Origin of the sequence: Phenylobacterium sp. (assembly GCF_030697305.1) — a bacterium.
Taxonomy (GTDB): Bacteria; Pseudomonadota; Alphaproteobacteria; order Caulobacterales; family Caulobacteraceae; genus Phenylobacterium.
On sequence record NZ_JAUYQL010000112.1, the window covers coordinates 14,271 to 31,099 of the forward strand.

The window sequence follows — 16,829 nt, forward strand, 5'->3', positions numbered from 1 at the left end:
GTCGCGCGGTCTTCGCTATCGTTCCTCGCGCAGCGGCCGTGACAGCAGGCCGCGGATGGCCGCGTCGACATCCAGCTCTTCGGCCAGGATGCCTGCGACCGCTTCGCAGATTGGCGTATCGACGTCGAGCTGGCGAGCCAGTTCGCGCACCGCGGGCGCCGAGGCGACGCCCTCGGCCACCGAAAGCTTGCCGGCGAGCGCGGCCTGCAGGCTCTCGCCGCGGCCCAGCGCCAGGCCGACGCTCATGTTGCGCGACTGCGGACTGGAGCAGGTCAGCACCAGGTCCCCTAGGCCGCACAGGCCAGCGACGGTGTCGGCCTGACCGCCGAGCGCGATGGCCAATCGGGTCATCTCGGAGAAGCCGCGGGTGATCAGGGCCGCGTGGGCGCTGCGCCCGAGCTCGCGCCCCTCGACGACGCCACAGGCGATAGCCAGGACGTTCTTCACCGCACCGCCGGCCTCGGCGCCGATCATGTCGACGGCCAAGTAGGGGCGGAAGGTGGGCGTAGCTATGGCTTCAGCCAGGGCGCGGCCGAGGTCCTCGTCGGCGCAGGCCAGGGTCACGGCCGTGGGCAGGCCGCGGGCGACCTCGCCCGCGAAGCTCGGGCCCGACAGCACCGCGGCGGCAGCCTGGGGCACAGTCTCGGCCAGCACCTGGGTCATCAGTTTCAGCGAACCCTGCTCGACGCCTTTGGCGCACAGCACGATCGGCAGGCCGGGGCGCACGTGCGGCGCGAGCACGGCCAGCGCCGCGCGCAAGTGCTGGGCCGGGGCGACCGCGAGGATCAGGTCGACGTCGGCGAGGACGGCCATGTCGCCGACGGCGCGGATCGAACGTTCCAGGGCGATCCCGGGCAGGAAGACGGAATTCTCGCCACGCTCGGCGATGGCGGCGATCACTTCCGGCTCGCGGGCCCAGAGCGTGGTGTCGAGGCCGGCGCGGGCGCAGACCTGAGCCAGAGCCGTGCCCCAGGCCCCCGCGCCGATGACTCCTGCGCGCTTCACGCCTTGGCTCCCTTGCGGCCGGCGACGTGAGTCGGATTGGCCAGCGCCGCGGCGGCGTCCAGCGGCCAGCGCGGGCGGGCCGGCGCGTCCAGGGGATCGCTCCAGCCCAGCGCCAGGCGTTCAGCGCCGGCCAGCGCGATCATCGCGGCGTTGTCGGTGCAGTATGTCAGGGGCGGGGCGGTGAAGCTGAAGCCGCGCGTCTGGGCCGCGTCCTCGAGCTTCGCGCGCACGCAGGCGTTGGCGGCGACGCCGCCGGCCACCACCAGGCGCAGGTCACGGCCCTCGTGCTCGCGGGCGTAGGCGGCCATGGCGCGGTCGGTGCGTTCGGCGAGCTGGCCGGCGATGGCCGTCTGCACGGCGGCGGCGAGGTCGGCGCGGTGGGCGTCCTCGGTGATCGCCTCGGCCAGGCGCGCCGCGGCGGTCTTCAGGCCGGAGAACGAGAAGTCGAAGCCGGCGCGGCCCAACAGGGCGCGGGGTAGGGGAAACCGCGTGGCGTCGCCGCTCTTCGCCAGCCGCTCCAGCGCCGGGCCGCCGGGATAGGGCAGGCCGAGCGACTTGGCGATCTTGTCGAACGCCTCTCCGGCGGCGTCGTCGATGGTCGTGCCGAGGCGGCGGTGCGCGCCCGGCCCGGACACTTCGATCAACTGGCAGTGGCCGCCGGAGACCAGCAACAGCAGAAAGGGATAGGGAACCTCGGCCGCCAGCCGCGCCGACAGGGCGTGGCCCTCCAGGTGGTTGACCGCGGCCAACGGCAGGCCGCGGGCCAGCGCCACCGCCTTGCCGAACGCCAAGCCCACCATCACCCCGCCGACGAGGCCCGGGCCCGCGGTCGCCGCCACGCCGGTCAGGCCGTCATAACCGACCCCGGCGTCGGTCATCGCCCGGGCGGCGATGGCGTCGATGGACTCCACGTGCGCGCGGGCGGCGATTTCCGGCACGACCCCGCCATAGGGCGCGTGCTCGGCGATCTGGCTGGCGATCACCGAGGACAGCACCTCGACGCGCCCGGCCGGCCAGCGACGGACCACGGCGGCGGCGGTCTCGTCGCAGCTGGTTTCCAGGCCGAGGATGGTTTGGACGGCTTCGGGCATCGGTTGCGGCGGGGGGCCGGCTCCTGTAGCAGGCGCTCTTGGTTCGGCCTCCGAGGTAGACCGCCGCCCGTGCCCACGCAACCGCCTGTCCGGATCGGCGCCCGCGGCTCCAAGCTGTCGCTCGCCCAGGCCGGCATCATGCAACGCCGGATCGCCGCGGCGCTGGGCGCGGACCCGGCCGACGCCGAGCGCGTGGCGCCGCTGACCATTATCACCACCAGCGGCGACCGCATCCAGGACCGCCGGCTGCTGGAGGTCGGCGGCAAGGGCCTGTTCACCAAGGAGATCGAGGAGGCCCTGCTCGAAGGCCGCATCGACTGCGCCATCCATTCGCTGAAGGACATGCCGGCGATCGTGCCCGACGGCCTGTGCATCGCCGCGATCCCCGAGCGCGAGGATGTGCGCGACGCCTTCATCAGCACGCGGGCCGGCAGCATCGACGAGCTGGACGCGGGTTTGGTGATCGGCACCGCCAGCCTGCGCCGACAGGCCCAGACCCTGTATCGCCGGCCCGACCTGCGCATCGCCATGCTGCGCGGCAATGTCGACACCCGCCTGGCCAAGCTCGCCGCCGGGGACGCCGACGCGATCCTGCTGGCCATGGCGGGGCTGAACCGGCTGGGGCTGGGCCACCTGCCGCGCAGCCTGATCGACCCGCTGGAATGCCCGCCGGCGCCCGGCCAGGGCGCGCTGGCCATCGAGACCCGCGAGGCGGACCGTGACGCGCCCTGGCTGGTGGCGCTGCGCGACCCGGCGACCAGCGTCGCGGTGGCGGCCGAGCGCGGGGCGATGGCGGCGCTGGAGGGGTCGTGCCGCACGCCGATCGGCGCCTACGCCCGGCTGGAGGGCGGCCGGCTGAAGCTGGTGGTCGAGGCGCTGTCGCCGGACGGCCGTCTGCGTTTCCGCCATCAGGGCGACGCCGAGCTGTCGGCGGCGGCCGATCCACACGAAGCGGCGCGCGACCTGGGGCTGGCCCTGGGCCATGCGGTGCGCGAGGAAGCCGGCGACGCGATCATCCTTAGCGATTGATCCTTAATGGGTGGCGGATAGGGTTTTTCCGCCATGGCTGACGAGGCGCGTCTCAGGATCTGGATCACCCGCGCCCAACCAGGGGCCGCGGCGACCGCCGAGCGCGTGGCCACGCTGGGCCATGATCCCGTCGTCGAACCGCTGATCAACCTCCGCCCGATCCCGGACGCCCGGATCGATCTGGACGGCGTCGCGGCGCTGGCCTTCACCAGCGCCAACGGCGTACGCGCCTTCGCCGACCTCAGCTCGGAGCGGAGCTTGAGGGTGTTCGCCGTCGGCGCGGCCACGGCCCAGGCGGCCAAGGTGGCCGGCTTCCGCTCGGTGTTCTCGTCCGATGGCGACGTCGCGGCGCTCGCCGAGGGGCTGGCGGCGCGCAAGCGCGAGCTGGATGGCGTGGTTCTGCATCCAGGGGCGACGGAACTGGCCGGCGACCTGGTCGGCATCCTCGCCGGGCAGGGGGTGGAGGCGCGCACCGTCGCGCTCTACGATTCCGTGCCCGTCTCGCCGCCCGACGGGCGCATCGCCGAGCTCGTCGGACTTGACGTGGCGCTGCTGCATTCGCCGTCCGCCGCCCGCGTGCTGGCGCGGTTCCTGAAGGACCATCCGGCCCCGAAGATGCGCGCGGTCGCCCTGTCTAAGGCGGTCCTGAAACCGTTGGCGCGGGTGCGCATGGCGGCCAAGCAATCGCCGCCGTTCCCGCTCGAGGCCGCCCTGCTCAACCTGATCGGGCGGGGCCGATGAGCGTCGCGCCCGACCCCTTGCCGCCCGATCCCGCCGATGATCCCGCGCCGGCGCTGATGGGTCGCAGCTTCTGGGCGATGATCGCCTTCAGCGTGCTGTGCGTGGTCGCCGGCGCGGCCATCGTCGCCTTCCTGCCGGGATTCCTGACCCAACGATCGAGCGACCGCGAGACGACGCCGGCGCTGGTGCACACGCCGCCAGCCGTGAGCCCCCCGCCGGTCATCGTGGCGGCGCCGGCCGCCACGAGCCCGGCCGCGCCATCGCCCGACCTGGATCGCCTGGATGCGCGGATCGCCGCGCTGGAGGCCCGCGAGGCCGGGGTGTCATCCGCCGCGGCCGGGGCTCTGGCCGCCGCCGCCCTGGTCGAGGCGTCGCAAGGCTCTCGCCCGTTCGCCGGGGAACTGGCGGCGCTGGAGGCGGTGTCCCCGCCGTCGGCCGAACTGCAGTCCCTGCGTCGCCTCGCCGAACAGGGCGCGCCCAGCCGCGCGGCCCTGGCCTCCGGTTTCCCGGACTATGCGGCGCGCGCCGCCGTCGCCGGCCGCGCGCCAGGCGACGGCGCGGGCCTGCTGGACCGCGCCCTCTATGCGCTCACCCGTGTGGTCTCGGTGCGCCGGGTTGGCGAGGTTCCCGGCTCCGGCGTCGACGCCGTGCTGGCCCGCGCCGAGCGGCTGGTCGAGGACGGCGAGATCGACCTGGCGCTGAAGACGCTCGACAGCCTGCCGCCCGGCGCGCGCGAGGCGATCGCCCCCTGGCGGCTGCGGGCCGAGCGCAGGGCCGAGATCGACCGGCGCGTGGCCTCCGTCCGCAGCCGCGCGCTGCAGGATCTGACCAGCCTGCAGAGGCCGGCGTCGTGATCCGCATCATCCTGGTGTTCCTGGCGGTCGCCGCCGTGGCTCTGACCGTGCTGGCGCTGGCCGGCGATCCAGGCCGGGCCAGCGTCGTGTGGCAAGGCTGGCGGCTGGACACCACCGCGGCCGCGGCCTGCCTGTTCGTCGGCGCCGCGTCTCTCGCGGCGATGATCGCCTGGCGGCTGCTGCTGTGGATCCTGGAGACGCCGCGCCGCGCGGCCCGCGCCCGCGACGACCTGCGCCGCCGTCAGGCGGCAGAGGCGCTGACCCGCGGCTTCCTGGCCGCCGCCGCCGGCGACGGGTCGGAGGCCCGCAGGCTGGCGCGCAAGGCCGCCGAACTGGCCGACGAGACTCCGGGCCTGGCCCGCATCCTGGCCGCCCACGCCGCCGAAGCGGCTGGCGATCCGGCCGAGGCTCAGTCCGCCTATCAGGCGATGCTGGACTTTCCCGAGATGCGCCTGGCCGGGCGTCGCGGGCTGATGCAACTCGCCCTGCAGGCGGGCGACCGGACCCAGGCGCTGGAGCACGCCGAGCAGGCCTTCGCGCTCGCCCGCACCGCCCGCTGGCCGTGGAGGGCCCTGTTCGAGGCCAGGCTGGAGGCGGCCGATTGGGATGGCGCGCTGGCGCTGGTGCGCGCCGCCCTCGACCGCAAGATCGTCCCGCCGATCGTCGCCGACCGCGCCCGCGCGGCGCTGCTCGCGGCCTCCGCCGCGGGGCTGGAGGCCAGTCCGGACCCGGCCGCCCGCGCCCGGGCGCTGGAGTTCGCTCTGGAAGCCGCCAAACGCCAGCCGGGGTTCGCGCCCGGCGTGGTGATGGCCGCGCGCCTGCTGGCCGGCGACGGCAAGTTCGGCCGCGCCGCCCAAGCGCTGGAGGGCGCGTGGAAGGCCTCGCCGCACCCCGCCCTGTGGCTCGCCTACCGTGACCTGCACACCGACGAGACGCCGGCCCGGCGCGCCGACCGCCTGGCTGCGCTGGTGCGGGTGAACCCTGAACCGCGCGAAAGCCGCATCCTGGCGATCGAACGGGCGCTGGTGATCGGCGACGCGGCCGCCGCGCGGCTGGGCGCCCAGGCGCTGCAGGCTGAGCCGCTGACCGCGCGCACCGCCGGCCTGTTCGCCCGCACCGCCTTCGCCGATGCGCAGCCCGACGAGGCGCGAATGTGGATGGCCCGCGCCGCGCAGGCGCCGCAGGAGCCGGACTGGTCCGATCTCGATCCGGAGGGCCGCGCCTTCGCCTACCAGCCGTCCGACTGGGCGAGGCTGGTCGCCGCCTTCGCCGAAACCGGCGCCCTGATCCACCCGCGCCACGAGCGGCGCGAGCGCAGCATGGGCGATCTGCCGGACCTGCCGATGGCCTATGTCGAGCCGCCGCCGGCCGCAGGTTTCGGAGACCAGCCGCCGGTGCTCTATCCGACGGCGGCCGAGGCCTATGAGGACGAAGCCGCGGCGCAGGAACCCGCCCTGCCGCCGCCGCCCGCGCCGCCGCCTCGCAGATCGGTTGCGCGGCGACGCTTGGCGAGCGGGCCAAGAGCCGCTAAGTAGGCGCGCCTTCGCGCACCAGCCCCTCAGGCTCGCCGTGCGGACGCCCCGACCAGGGCCCCAAACTTCGCCACGGTTCACCAGTGGTTAGGTCATGGGCGCTATCAGGGATGCATAGACACCAGGGTCTGCGAAACGCGGACCGGACGCCGCTTTAGCTCAGCTGGTAGAGCACCTCATTCGTAATGAGGGGGTCACAGGTTCGAGTCCTGTAAGCGGCACCACTCCTCCCGGAAGTTCGGCGCTGAAGATCCGCTGGTCTGCGTTCGCTGCGGGTCAGCTTTCGACTTAAGCGGACTTTCGTGGCGTCCGCTTTTCGCGCCGGCGCCATTGTCCGAAATCGACCCAGGGCGCCCGCGCGGCCGGTTGTCGTCGCAGAGATGGCCGCAGGCCGAGCCTCCTGAGGCAGACCCCTGCGCGCGCACGCCGATTGCACAAGCCAGCGGTCCGAACCAAGGTTGTCCTGCGCGACCGTCGCGCAGGACAGGAGGAAACGACGATGGCGCACCTGAACGTGTCGACCAAGGAATTCGCCGCCATGGCGGGCCACAAGCTCGGCCCGTCGGATTGGATGACCGTCACCCAGGAAATGGTGCAGACCTACGGGGAGACTGTGGGGGATCTCTGGTGGATCCACGTTGACGTGCCCCGCGCCAAGAAGGCTTTCGGTGGGACCATCGTCTACGGCCTGCTGACCCTCTCGCTCGTCCCCAAGATGATGAACGAGATCATGAGGATCACCGACCACGGCAACGACCTGAACTACGGGTATGACAACGTCCGCTTCCTGTCCGTGGTGCACGGCGGCGATCGGATACGGCTGACCGCCGATATCATCGGGGCTGAGCCTCGCCGCGACGGCATGCTGTGCCGTACGCACTGCATCGTGGAGGTCGAGGGCAGCGAGAAGCCCGCGCTTGTCGCCGACTGGACGCTGCTGGTCTTCCCGGATGGGGACGGGTCGATGGCGGAGCACGCGGGCCTCGTTGGGGCCAGCTAGCCCTCCGGCCCGCGCGTTCGGCCGCCGGGTCGCGGCAGAATGTCCGGTCGGCGGCCGAAGGTAAATGTCCGTCTTCCACCCCTAGCGGACGTCGGCGGGGTCAGCTTCAGGGTTGCCCTCGCCCGACCCTCTTTGGGGAATCCAGGCGATCATTCCTTCTGTCCTTGCGCGAATCTCCGGCGGACCAAGACAACTGGCCAAAGCCTCGTAGCCAGGCGAGCCCGGCTGCAGACGCACTGTCTGTGGGGGGCTGTGATTGGCAGGGCAGAAGATGGCGATCTCGTGCGGCGTCGTTGCTGAAAGGTCGAGGATTGCAGACGAGCGGGTGATTATGAACACGGGGCGATCGCCGGGGCCGCGTTTGCGCAGGTGGGCCATGACGGCCTGCTGGGTGACCTCATCGAGGCCTTGTTCGATTATGTCGATCACCAGGATCTTCGAGGCGTCCTGTTCCAGGCCGACGACCAATGCGAACAGGGCGTCTGACTCGCGAGCGCCGTCTTCCAGAAGCCAGGCCAACGCCGCCTCGGCGCGTTCCCGCAAGCCGGCGTTGGCTTCCACGGCCGATCTGGCTATGGCCGCCTGACGCTCGATCCGCTCTAGTCCGAGAAAGACCGTATCCGGCAAGTGCTCTGCAAGCATCTTCGCGAGCCTCGTCTTCCCGCTCCCGAGCGGACCGACGATGTAGTTGATGGGGCGAACGTCACGTACGGCGAACCGCTCGCCGCCCCACGGCCACGGCAAGTCGAACGTCGCCATCGGCTCGACAGCCGCCTGGATCAGGCCAGCCAAATCCTTCGCTGAGGGAACCTCGCCCCGCGCCAGCTCTCGCCTCAGTCCTCGGACTTTGTCCAACTTGAGCCCGAGCTGGCCGAGGTCGCCTTCAAGTCTTGACTGGTGGGCGGCGAGCGCCGGTTCCAGGCGGTCGGCGACGCCGCTGAGCACACCCTCCACCTGGGCTAGGCTGAACCCCAACGCCCTGAGCGCGACGATCTCAGCGGTGCGCGCCAAGTCGTCGGGTCCGTAGGCTCTCCAGCCTGCGGCCGTGCGACCTGGGGATACGAGACCGCGCTCCTCATAGAGCCGAAGCGCCTTCACCGAAATTCCAAGACGCAGAGCGGCTTCGGATGGGCTTAGAAAATTGACGGAAGCGTTCACGACTCACCTCGATTCTGCTGACCGTCACGCTTATCCGGCCGGCCCCACGGTCCAGGTCAAGAGGGGATGCGGAAAGCCACAATCCGCCCGCCCGCACGTTGCGAAGTTCCGCAATCGGGCAACCATTCCAGCGGGTGACCAATATCCATATTTCTAGGACTATAGAAATATGGATATTGAAGACGCCATTGAGAGCTTATCCGGGCGGGGCTCATCCGGTCGCGGCGGAAGAGCCCGTCGGTCATCTACTCGGCGGACTATGGCGAGGTCGCGGCCCTCATCGCGCCGGGCGAAGCATCGGGTAGACGCGAGGGAAGTCGTCAGGGCGAACCTCGCCGATGACCTCGAACCCGTACCGCGCATAGAGTGGGATGTTCCGCGGGTTGGAGCTCTCCTGATAGGCCGGCAGCCCGTGCTCGCCGAGCGGGCTATGGCCGTCGCACCGGCGCACGTTCCTGTTCGCTTCCGACCCAATTCGGAGCTTCCTCCTGTTCACTTGATCCACTTAGCCAACGGGTTGAAACTGAAACGGTGGGCGCTTGCCTTGAATGTCACGCCAGCGGAAGCATGCATTGACGATGTTCGCTGATCACGACGCCTACATAGCTGAGGCTCTTGAAGACCTCCGCCCTCTGCTGGTTCGATTGCGCGCTCAGCTTGCCAGTGCGCTGCCGGACGCCGAAGAAGTCATTGCCTACAAGATGCCAGGGTTCAGGATCGGACAATCCATCGTCGCGGGTTACGCAGCGTTCAGTAAGCAATGCGGCCTTTATCTAACTCCATCCGCCATCGCGTCGTATGCCGACGAAATAGCCGCGGCCGGGCTCAAGTCCACCAAGACCGGCGTCACCTTCTCGCCGAACCAACCGATCCCTGACGGCCTCGTTGAGAAACTCGCCTTAGCGTCTAAAAGGGATCAAAATCTCTGAGCGGCTCGATCCGGCACAGTGGGTCTTGTCGATGCTGGAGGTGACGGTTCGGGATACGGCGTTCCACAAGCTGACGGTTCAAGATCGATCCTGGACGATCGGGTCGACGAGCCGAGCGTACTGGGACGTGCTGATGCGGTTTCCCACCGGGCCCTGACGGGGAAATAGCCGATCGTGCGCCCGACGGCCGTGGCGGCAAGGCACGGAACTTCACTCACATCCATAAAGCAGACCTTGGCGGGGCCTTTCGGCGGACAACAGCAGCCTCCCGGGCCGAGCCAGTAAGCGGACATCACGTCTCTATCGCGCCGCGTCCGTTGTCGCCATCTCGGACGTTGCGGAGGCCCGCTTTCGGGTCAAACGCTTTGACGGTTGACGAAGGGCCAAATTTCTACGAACGTGGAAATATGGATACTGATGACGCCATCGAGAGCCTATCCGCGCTAGCGCACCCTGGTCGGCTTGCCGTGTTCCGTCTGCTGGTCCAGGCGGGGACTGAGGGGATGCCGGCTGGGGAGATTGCTCGCGCGTTCAACACCCCGGCCAACACCATGTCCACACAGCTCGCCATCTTGACGCGGGCGGGGCTCATCCGGTCGCGGCGGGCGAGCCGGTCGGTCATCTACTCGGCGGACTATGGCGAGGTCGCCGGGCTCCTCGGGTTCCTGATGCAGGACTGTTGCCAGGGGCGACCCGAGGTCTGCGCGCCCGTCCTTCAGGCCGCGTCCTGCTGCGCGCCCAACACCACCGCCAAGGAGACCACGTCATGAAGCGCCTTCACCTGCACGTCGCCGTCGAGGACCTCGGCAAGTCTATCGGCTTCTATTCCACTCTGTTCGGCATGCCACCCGTCGTCACCAAGGATGACTATGCGAAGTGGATGCTCGAGGACCCGCGCGTGAACTTCGCGATCTCCGAGCGGGGCCGCGCGGGCGGGGTCGATCACGTCGGCATCCAGGTGGACAGTCCCGAAGAGCTGGGCGAGCTGGCGACCCGGCTCAAGGCGGCGGGGGAGATCACCTTCGACCAGGAGGCGACCACCTGTTGCTATGCGAAGTCGGACAAGGCTTGGGTCAACGATCCGTCCGGTTTGCGTTGGGAGACGTTCTTCACGTTCGGCGACGCCACCTCCTATGGCGAGGACCTCGCGGTGGACGCCGAGCCCGCCAAGGCTGAGACCTCCTCCTGCTGCGGCGCACCGGCCAAGGCCGCCGCTCCCGCTTGCTGCTGACCCACGGGTGACCCGATGAGCGCCTTCAACATCCTCTTCCTCTGCACTGGCAATTCGGCGCGCTCGATCCTGGCGGAGGCGATCACCAACGCCCTGCCCGGCGACAAGTTCACCGGCTATTCGGCGGGGTCTATGCCGCGCGGGGAGGTCAACCCGCACGCCCTGGCGCTGCTGAACAAGCTGGGCCACCCCACCGCGGGGCTGCGCTCCAAGTCCTGGGATGAGTTCGCCGTCCCAGGCGCCGCGCCGCTGCACTTCGTCATCACCGTCTGCGACAACGCGGCGGGCGAGGTGTGCCCGATCTGGCCGGGCCAGCCGATGACCGCGCACTGGGGGCTCCCCGACCCGGCGGAGGTGGCCGGCACGGATGCTGAAATCGCCCTGGCGTTCGCTGACACCTACCGGATGCTGCGCAACCGCATCGGCGCTTTCGCGGAGCTGCCCCTGGCGAGCCTCGACCGGCTGTCGCTCAAGCGGCGCATGGATGAGATCGGCAAGGACGTGGTCGAAGCCGCCAACGACACCGCCGCGCGGTGAGCCGCTTCGGGTTCGGGCGAAGGCTCGCCAGCGAGGGCCTGGGGACGGCGCTGCTGCTCGCGGTGGTGGTCGGCTCCGGGATCATGGGCCAACGCCTGTCGGCCGGGAATGACGCCGTCGCGCTGCTGGGCAACACCATCGCCACCGGGGCGGGGCTCGTCGTGCTGATCTCGATCTTCGGCCCGATCTCCGGCGCGCAGTTCAACCCGGCGGTGACCCTGGCGTTTCTCGTGCGGCGCGAACTCACGATGGGCACGGCCGCGGCCTATTTGGCGGTGCAGTTCCTGGGCGCGGTGGCGGGGGTCTGGGCGGCGCACGCGATGTTCGCCGAGCCGATCCTCCAGGTGTCCGCCAAGCTCCGCGCGGGGCCACCCCAGGTGTTCGCCGAGGCGGTGGCGACCTTTGGGCTCATCGGGACGATCCTCGCGACCCTCCGCTTTCGGCCGCAGTTCACGCCCGCCGCCGTGGGCCTGTACATCACCGCCGCCTACTGGTTCACCGCCTCGACCGCCTTCGCCAACCCGGCGGTGACCGTGGCGCGGTCGCTGTCCGACACCTTCGCGGGGATCGCGCCCGTGTCCGTCCCCGGCTTCATCCTGGGGCAGTTGATCGGCGCGGGGGTCGGCGTGGGGTTCTTCGGGTGGCTCTTGGGGCAAGAGCCGCCCGGAGATGCCGGTGCGGTCTCTTAGGTCCGGTTGCGGCTCCACGCCTGCCAACAGTCTACGGAAAGCCGCATTGTAAGCGAGACCGCAACGTCGGGCGGCGGACGACTCTGCGGGCCGGACTGGACTCGGCGGCGCCTTCCGCGGTTAGCTTGGGCGTGGTCGGAGGGCATTGCATGAGGCGGTTCGTTCTCGGAGGTCTATTGCTGGCTCTGGCGGCGTGCAGCGGTGAAGGCGGCGGCGAGGCCACGGCGCCGAGGGACCCGCAGCAGGCGTTTCAGGGCGGTCCGCAGCCGGGGCCTCAGGGCGGCTCCCCGCAACCGTCGGCGAACGCGGCTCAGCAGGCCTTGCAGGGGCTGTACGCGATCCGCCAACAGCAGTGCCAAACCGGCAACACGCTGGCGTGCCAGTCGCTTGGCGCGTTTGCGGGTCAGGATCAGCAGCTCGCCCAGGCAGGGCAGGCCTGCCGCGCCGGCGACCAGCGCGCCTGCGAGATGCTCATCACCATGTCGCAGAACATCCTGAAGGCATACGCCGAGAGCGCCCAGGTGATGCAGGCCGGGGCGCAGGGCGCGGCGCAGATGGATGCCTGGCGCTCGCAGATGAACGCCAACCACGCCGCCAACATGGCGCGGCTGGGGGCGCAGGCCGCCGCGGGCCAGGCGGCGCATCAGGCGCGGCAGGAAAGCTATGCGGCCATGAACCAGACCTGGGCCAACGGCCAGGCGGCCGCCGAGCGCAATACGGGGCGTTTCAACGACTACATCTACGAAGGAACGACCGTGAACGGCGGCGGCGTGCAGACCTTCGTTCCCCACGGATCGACGGCCTACACCGACGGCGCGGGCAATGTGGTCGTGGGTCAGGAGGGCGGCGAGGCTCCAAGCGGCTGGCGGCAGATGGACCCGACGTACGCTGCGCCGGATTGACCCGGCGCAGATGAACCGACGCAGCCGCGCCTCGTTCTGGATGAGGCGTGAGGAGGCGTCGATGGCTCCCGACCAGGACCTTGAAGACATGAGCGCCGACGCCCTGAGGGTGGAGGTGCGGCGGTTGCGAGCGGCGATCCGCGAGCATCGTGATGCGACCGGGCACGCGCTGTGCTGGCACCATCCGAGGATGTGGGCGCTGCTGCCCGAAGGCGTCGATCCGGAGATCGAAGTTCCGGAATGGCCACGCTTCTTGCGCGGTTGCGTCGCCTATCGGGAGTCGTTGGACAGGCAAGCGCCGGGCGCGCCCAGGACGGACGCGGAGTTCGAGCGCTAGAACACGCCGCCGGGTTCACGCCAGGTCGAAGCGATCGGCGTTCATGACGTTAGGCGGCGGGGGCGCCGTCCTTGATGATCTGGCGGAGCTGGGCGCGGAGCTCGGGGCCGTCTTCGTGTCCGTGGACCTGGACGGCGTGTTGCGCGGCGGCGCTCAGGAGCTCGTCCTCGGTGTCGGCGGAAATGGCGACCGTGCAATTCGATTCACTGGGGTATTCGCGGCAGTCGATGAATTTCCGGCTCATGGCGTCCTCCTAAAAGAGCCTTCTCCCCCGCCTTAGAGTTTGACGTTGACCGTCTTGCCGTTGCGGATGACCACGCGGCGCATCAGCGCCATATCCTTGCCGGAACCGGCGTAGACGGGTCGTGCGACGGTGATCACGTACCATGCGCCATCGGGAACGCCCGTGAAGCTGAAGCGGCCGACGGCGTCGCAGGTCGCGCGTTTGACGAAGCTGGAATAGTCCTGGCTGCGCTCCGGCGGCGTGCGGCGGCGCACCTCTTCAGCCGGCAGCGAGGCGGCCTCGGCGGAATTGTAGAGGATCTGCATGCGGCTGCGCACCCAGGGGGTGTCGGGCGTGGCGACCACGCCGGCGGCGGCGCAGCTATAGCCGACGCCGTTGGGACGGAAGGTCAATTGTCCCTGGATGACCGCGCGGCCGGGCGCCGTGGACCAGGCGAAATCGGTGGAGCGGAAGGCTGCGCTCGACGGCTGAGCGGAAGGCGTGGTCACGCCGACCTGGGCCGGGCCTTGCGTGGTGGCGCAGGCGGTTAGCGTCAGGCAAGCGGCGACGTAGGCGAAACGAGCGTCCATGGCCAAGCCTCCCAAGCTTCAGCACGATGGCCCCATGTGAGGGGTGACGCAAGATACCGGTTCGGCGGTTTCCCTCACGATCGGAACTGGCGGGTCTGCGGCTGAAAACGCGGCGCCGCGCGCCTCCTTGGTAGACAGCGGAAGATGTGCGGCTTTGGGCTTGGCAAATCCTGCCGTTCCGCCTTGTCTAGGGTCGCCGGGGCGCCGCATCAGGCGGTGGACGGCCTGCGCGGGGGCGCCTGGATGATTCAGATCGCGTTCGCGGGCCATAACCGCCCCGATGACCTCGGCCACCGCGAACAGGCCTCGGCGGCGCTGGCCGCGACGTTCGCGCTGATCAAGGCGACCGGCGTCGGCGAGGCGCGGCTGCTCAGCGGCCTGGCGTCGGGCGCCGACGAACTGGCGGCCGCGGCCTGGCGCGAGGCGGGGCTGGGGCCGGTGCACGCGGTGCTGCCGTTCCTTGATGATCCCGACGTCTCAAAGGTTGGTCCGGGCGGTCTGGCCGACAGCGTCACCCTGCTGGACGGCGCGGCGGCGGAAGCCCAGGGACGCAATCCGCACCTGAAGCAGACGCGGCTGATCGTCGAGGCGGCCGACCTGGTGGTGGTGGTCTGGACCGGCGGTCCGGCGAAGGGCGCCGGGGGCACCGCCGACGCGGTGCTCTGCGCGCTTGAGGTCGGTCTGCCGGTGTTGTGGATCAAGCCGATGGAGCCGCATCCGATCCGGCTGATCCGCCCCGAGCGGTTGCCGGCGGATTTCCACTTTCCGGAGTTCCAGGAGCTGCTGGAGCGCGGCGGGCTGGACCACGTGGAGATCGCTACCGAGGACAGTCTGCGCGAGCTGCTGACGCCGGCCGCGGCGACCCCGGCCCCGCCGCGCGAGCCGGTCGCCGGCTGGAAGGCCGAGCTCGACGAATTCCTGCACCGCTCGCTCTGGCGGACCTATGCGACGTTCCGCAGCCTGCTGGGGGGACGGGTGGACATGTCGGCGCCCGACGTGCCGGTCCCGGCCAGCCTGGCCGCCCAGCCGGGCTTCGTCCTGCTCAGCGAGGTCTATCTTCGGGCCGATCGCATCGCCAACCGGCTGTCGGCGATCCACCGGTCTGAACTCGTCCTGCTGGTGCTGGCGATGATCACCGCCGCCCTGGTCGGCTCCGCGCCGGCGGTGTGGCCGGAGTTCAAGGTGACCGCGGTCTGCATCGAACTGGCGCTCAGCGCCCTGGGCCTGCTGGTCTGGGCGACCGCCCGGGACGCCCGCCAGCACGAACGCTGGAGCGAACAGCGGTTCCTGGCCGAACAGATCCGGCTGGCGCGCGCCGGCTGGGTGATCGGCGTCGGCGGCGCGACGCCGGGGGCGGTGAAGCTCGACAATCGTCCGGGGCGCGAGGCGGCGCGGCTGGCGGGATTGCCGAACGGGCCCTTCGACGCCGAGCGCGTTCGGTCATGGGGCGCCTGGGCGATGAACGAACTGGTGCAGGGACAGGCGGCCTATCACCACGCGATCAGTATCAGGGAGGCGCGGATCGCCCACCGGATCCACATCGTCGAGGATGTCAGCCTGCTGTTCCTGTTCGTGGTGTTTGCTCTCTACGTCACGGTGCACGCCTTCGGCTTCGGGCACGACCTGCCGCACTGGATCTCCGGCGCGGTCTCGATGACCGGCACCGTGGTGCCCGCGGTGGCGGCCGCCAGCATCGCACTGGAGGCCAAGCTCGAATTCCAGGAACACAGCGCGCGCAGCCGCCGGATCGCCAACACCCTCGACAGCCTTGCAAAACGCCTCGGACCGGCGCCATCCTACAGCGCCCTGCAGGACGTTGGACGCGCCGCCGTCAACGTCCATCTCGCCGAATCCAGTCACTGGCGGGACGGCACAGATCGTAGGCGTCTGTTCCGCCTGTGAGCCGCCGACGCGGTCACTGAGGCATAATTTATTGCGTTAACCGAATATTAAGGTTGCGTTTTTTGCTTCCAGGGTCTTCGAATTGAGCAGCTCATTCGGGGGATGGGATTGTTGTAATGTCGGCCAGTATATTCATTAGCTTTGCGTCCAAGGACGTGAAGGTGGCTACAACGCTGTGTTCAGCGCTGGAAAGCCGCGGGTTCGCCTGCTGGATTTCCGCCCGCGACATCCAACCCGGCGAGAACTTCCAGGTCTCGATCGTCCAGGCTCTGCGGCGCGCGAAGATCATGTTGCTGGTCTTCACAGCCAATTCCAACACCTCCGAAGAGATGACCAAGGAGCTGGCGCTGGCTAGCCAGCAAAAGCTGATCGTCATCCCGCTGCGCATTGAGGATGTCACGCCGAACGACGCCTTCGCCTACGAATTCGCCACCCGTCAGTGGATCGACGTGTTCTCCGACTGGGAGTCGTCGATCGATCAGCTGTGCCGCCGCATCGGCCGGGCGCTGGAGGGCCATCCCGTTGAGGCGCCGTCTCAGGCCGCGGCGCCCGCGCCGGTCATCGCACCCGTCATCACCCCCTCCAAGCCGCGCGTCGCCAAGGCCGCGCCCGTCGAGGAGCCCGAGGTCGAGTCCGAGCCCGAGGAGGCGTTCGACCCCTACTCGACGTCGCTGCCGGTGCTGGCCAACGACGACACCGAAGCCGAGGTGGAGTACGAAGACGCGGAAGAAGAGGCCGACGACGAACACCAGGCGCCGGCCCGCCGTTCGCCTGGACTGTGGCGTGCGGCCCTGCTGGCCGCCGGCGTCGCCGCGTTAGCGGTGATCGGCTTGGCGACGCCGAAGTTGCTGGGCGGCAAGCACGCGCCAACGGCCCAGGTCGCCGCTGCGCCGCCGCCGGTCGCGGCGCCGGTGCAGGCCGTCGCCGCGGCGCCGGTTCTGCTGGCCGCTCAGGCGGTGCTGGTCGAGGACGAAAAGCCGGTCGCCCGCCCGAAGCGCAAGGCCGTCTCCCGCGATCGCGAAGTCGCCGCGAAGAAAGACCAGTCGAACGACATCCCGTTCTGACGCGGACCTGCCCGG

General features: G+C 70.0%; 19 protein-coding genes and 1 tRNA gene. 15 read left to right on the forward strand and 5 right to left on the reverse strand.

Features of this window, described 5'->3' with window-relative positions; genetic code table 11:
• Positions 1-15: 15 nt before the first annotated feature.
• Both Q8R27_RS11550 and tsaD read right to left on the reverse strand, forming a co-directional pair.
• Positions 16-1,005 carry an NAD(P)H-dependent glycerol-3-phosphate dehydrogenase gene (locus tag Q8R27_RS11550; RefSeq protein WP_305699162.1) on the reverse strand — a complete coding sequence of 330 codons (990 nt, stop codon included), beginning with the start codon at positions 1,003-1,005 and terminating at the stop codon, positions 16-18.
• A complete protein-coding gene (tsaD, locus tag Q8R27_RS11555) occupies positions 1,002-2,096 on the reverse strand; it encodes a tRNA (adenosine(37)-N6)-threonylcarbamoyltransferase complex transferase subunit TsaD (RefSeq protein ID WP_305699163.1) in 1,095 nt (364 codons plus the stop codon). The genes Q8R27_RS11550 and tsaD overlap by 4 nt, the downstream gene beginning before the upstream one ends.
• Before the next feature lie 69 nt (positions 2,097-2,165).
• Here tsaD and hemC point away from each other — a divergent pair, with 69 nt between their 5' ends.
• The 6 genes from hemC to Q8R27_RS11585 all read left to right on the forward strand — a co-directional run bounded on the left by hemC (position 2,166) and on the right by Q8R27_RS11585 (position 7,252).
• Positions 2,166-3,125 (forward strand): hydroxymethylbilane synthase, encoded by a 960-nt coding sequence (hemC, locus tag Q8R27_RS11560; protein ID WP_305699164.1) that lies wholly within the window; start codon positions 2,166-2,168, stop codon positions 3,123-3,125.
• A 33-nt stretch (positions 3,126-3,158) separates the two neighbouring features.
• The gene (locus Q8R27_RS11565) at positions 3,159-3,866 is read left to right on the forward strand and encodes a uroporphyrinogen-III synthase (RefSeq protein ID WP_305699165.1); all 708 of its coding nucleotides are present in this window, start codon (positions 3,159-3,161) and stop codon (positions 3,864-3,866) included.
• Positions 3,863-4,720, forward strand: coding sequence for a COG4223 family protein (locus Q8R27_RS11570; RefSeq protein ID WP_305699166.1), 858 nt, complete (start codon positions 3,863-3,865; stop codon positions 4,718-4,720). The genes Q8R27_RS11565 and Q8R27_RS11570 overlap by 4 nt, the downstream gene beginning before the upstream one ends.
• The gene (locus Q8R27_RS11575; RefSeq protein ID WP_305699167.1) at positions 4,717-6,255 is read left to right on the forward strand and encodes a heme biosynthesis protein HemY; all 1,539 of its coding nucleotides are present in this window, start codon (positions 4,717-4,719) and stop codon (positions 6,253-6,255) included. The genes Q8R27_RS11570 and Q8R27_RS11575 overlap by 4 nt, the downstream gene beginning before the upstream one ends.
• A 145-nt stretch (positions 6,256-6,400) precedes the next feature.
• Positions 6,401-6,476: transfer RNA gene (locus Q8R27_RS11580), tRNA-Thr, on the forward strand.
• A 275-nt stretch (positions 6,477-6,751) separates the two neighbouring features.
• Complete coding sequence (locus Q8R27_RS11585; RefSeq protein ID WP_305699168.1) at positions 6,752-7,252, forward strand: MaoC family dehydratase; 501 nt, start codon at positions 6,752-6,754, stop codon at positions 7,250-7,252.
• A gap of 81 nt (positions 7,253-7,333) precedes the next feature.
• Here the strand turns inward: Q8R27_RS11585 and Q8R27_RS11590 are convergent, their stop codons facing one another.
• Positions 7,334-8,410 (reverse strand): MerR family transcriptional regulator, encoded by a 1,077-nt coding sequence (locus Q8R27_RS11590; protein ID WP_305699169.1) that lies wholly within the window; start codon positions 8,408-8,410, stop codon positions 7,334-7,336.
• A gap of 578 nt (positions 8,411-8,988) precedes the next feature.
• Between Q8R27_RS11590 and Q8R27_RS11595 the strand changes: the two genes are divergently transcribed.
• The 7 genes from Q8R27_RS11595 to Q8R27_RS11625 all read left to right on the forward strand — a co-directional run bounded on the left by Q8R27_RS11595 (position 8,989) and on the right by Q8R27_RS11625 (position 13,035).
• The gene (locus Q8R27_RS11595) at positions 8,989-9,339 is read left to right on the forward strand and encodes an iron chaperone (RefSeq protein WP_305699170.1); all 351 of its coding nucleotides are present in this window, start codon (positions 8,989-8,991) and stop codon (positions 9,337-9,339) included.
• A gap of 407 nt (positions 9,340-9,746) precedes the next feature.
• Positions 9,747-10,109: a helix-turn-helix transcriptional regulator gene (locus tag Q8R27_RS11600; RefSeq protein ID WP_305699171.1), complete on the forward strand. Its 363-nt coding sequence runs from the start codon at positions 9,747-9,749 to the stop codon at positions 10,107-10,109.
• Positions 10,106-10,570, forward strand: coding sequence for an ArsI/CadI family heavy metal resistance metalloenzyme (locus Q8R27_RS11605; RefSeq protein ID WP_305699172.1), 465 nt, complete (start codon positions 10,106-10,108; stop codon positions 10,568-10,570). The genes Q8R27_RS11600 and Q8R27_RS11605 overlap by 4 nt, the downstream gene beginning before the upstream one ends.
• Positions 10,571-10,585: 15 nt before the next feature.
• The gene (locus tag Q8R27_RS11610) at positions 10,586-11,107 is read left to right on the forward strand and encodes an arsenate reductase ArsC (RefSeq protein ID WP_305699173.1); all 522 of its coding nucleotides are present in this window, start codon (positions 10,586-10,588) and stop codon (positions 11,105-11,107) included.
• Positions 11,104-11,796 (forward strand): MIP/aquaporin family protein, encoded by a 693-nt coding sequence (locus Q8R27_RS11615; RefSeq protein WP_305699174.1) that lies wholly within the window; start codon positions 11,104-11,106, stop codon positions 11,794-11,796. Before Q8R27_RS11610 ends, Q8R27_RS11615 begins: the two co-directional genes overlap by 4 nt.
• Before the next feature lie 149 nt (positions 11,797-11,945).
• Positions 11,946-12,698 carry a hypothetical protein gene (locus Q8R27_RS11620; protein ID WP_305699175.1) on the forward strand — a complete coding sequence of 251 codons (753 nt, stop codon included), beginning with the start codon at positions 11,946-11,948 and terminating at the stop codon, positions 12,696-12,698.
• 61 nt (positions 12,699-12,759) lie between these two features.
• Entirely contained in the window at positions 12,760-13,035 is a 276-nt protein-coding gene (locus tag Q8R27_RS11625; protein ID WP_305699176.1) for a hypothetical protein, read from the forward strand.
• A 49-nt stretch (positions 13,036-13,084) separates the two neighbouring features.
• On the opposite strand, the gene Q8R27_RS11630 is transcribed toward Q8R27_RS11625, so the two are convergent.
• Both Q8R27_RS11630 and Q8R27_RS11635 read right to left on the reverse strand, forming a co-directional pair.
• Positions 13,085-13,279, reverse strand: coding sequence for a DUF1059 domain-containing protein (locus tag Q8R27_RS11630; protein ID WP_305699177.1), 195 nt, complete (start codon positions 13,277-13,279; stop codon positions 13,085-13,087).
• A gap of 32 nt (positions 13,280-13,311) precedes the next feature.
• Positions 13,312-13,848: a hypothetical protein gene (locus Q8R27_RS11635; RefSeq protein WP_305699178.1), complete on the reverse strand. Its 537-nt coding sequence runs from the start codon at positions 13,846-13,848 to the stop codon at positions 13,312-13,314.
• 243 nt (positions 13,849-14,091) lie between these two features.
• Between Q8R27_RS11635 and Q8R27_RS11640 the strand changes: the two genes are divergently transcribed.
• Positions 14,092-15,750: a hypothetical protein gene (locus Q8R27_RS11640; protein WP_305699179.1), complete on the forward strand. Its 1,659-nt coding sequence runs from the start codon at positions 14,092-14,094 to the stop codon at positions 15,748-15,750.
• Between the two features lie 116 nt (positions 15,751-15,866).
• Positions 15,867-16,814, forward strand: coding sequence for a toll/interleukin-1 receptor domain-containing protein (locus Q8R27_RS11645; protein ID WP_305699180.1), 948 nt, complete (start codon positions 15,867-15,869; stop codon positions 16,812-16,814).
• Positions 16,815-16,829 lie beyond the last annotated feature (15 nt).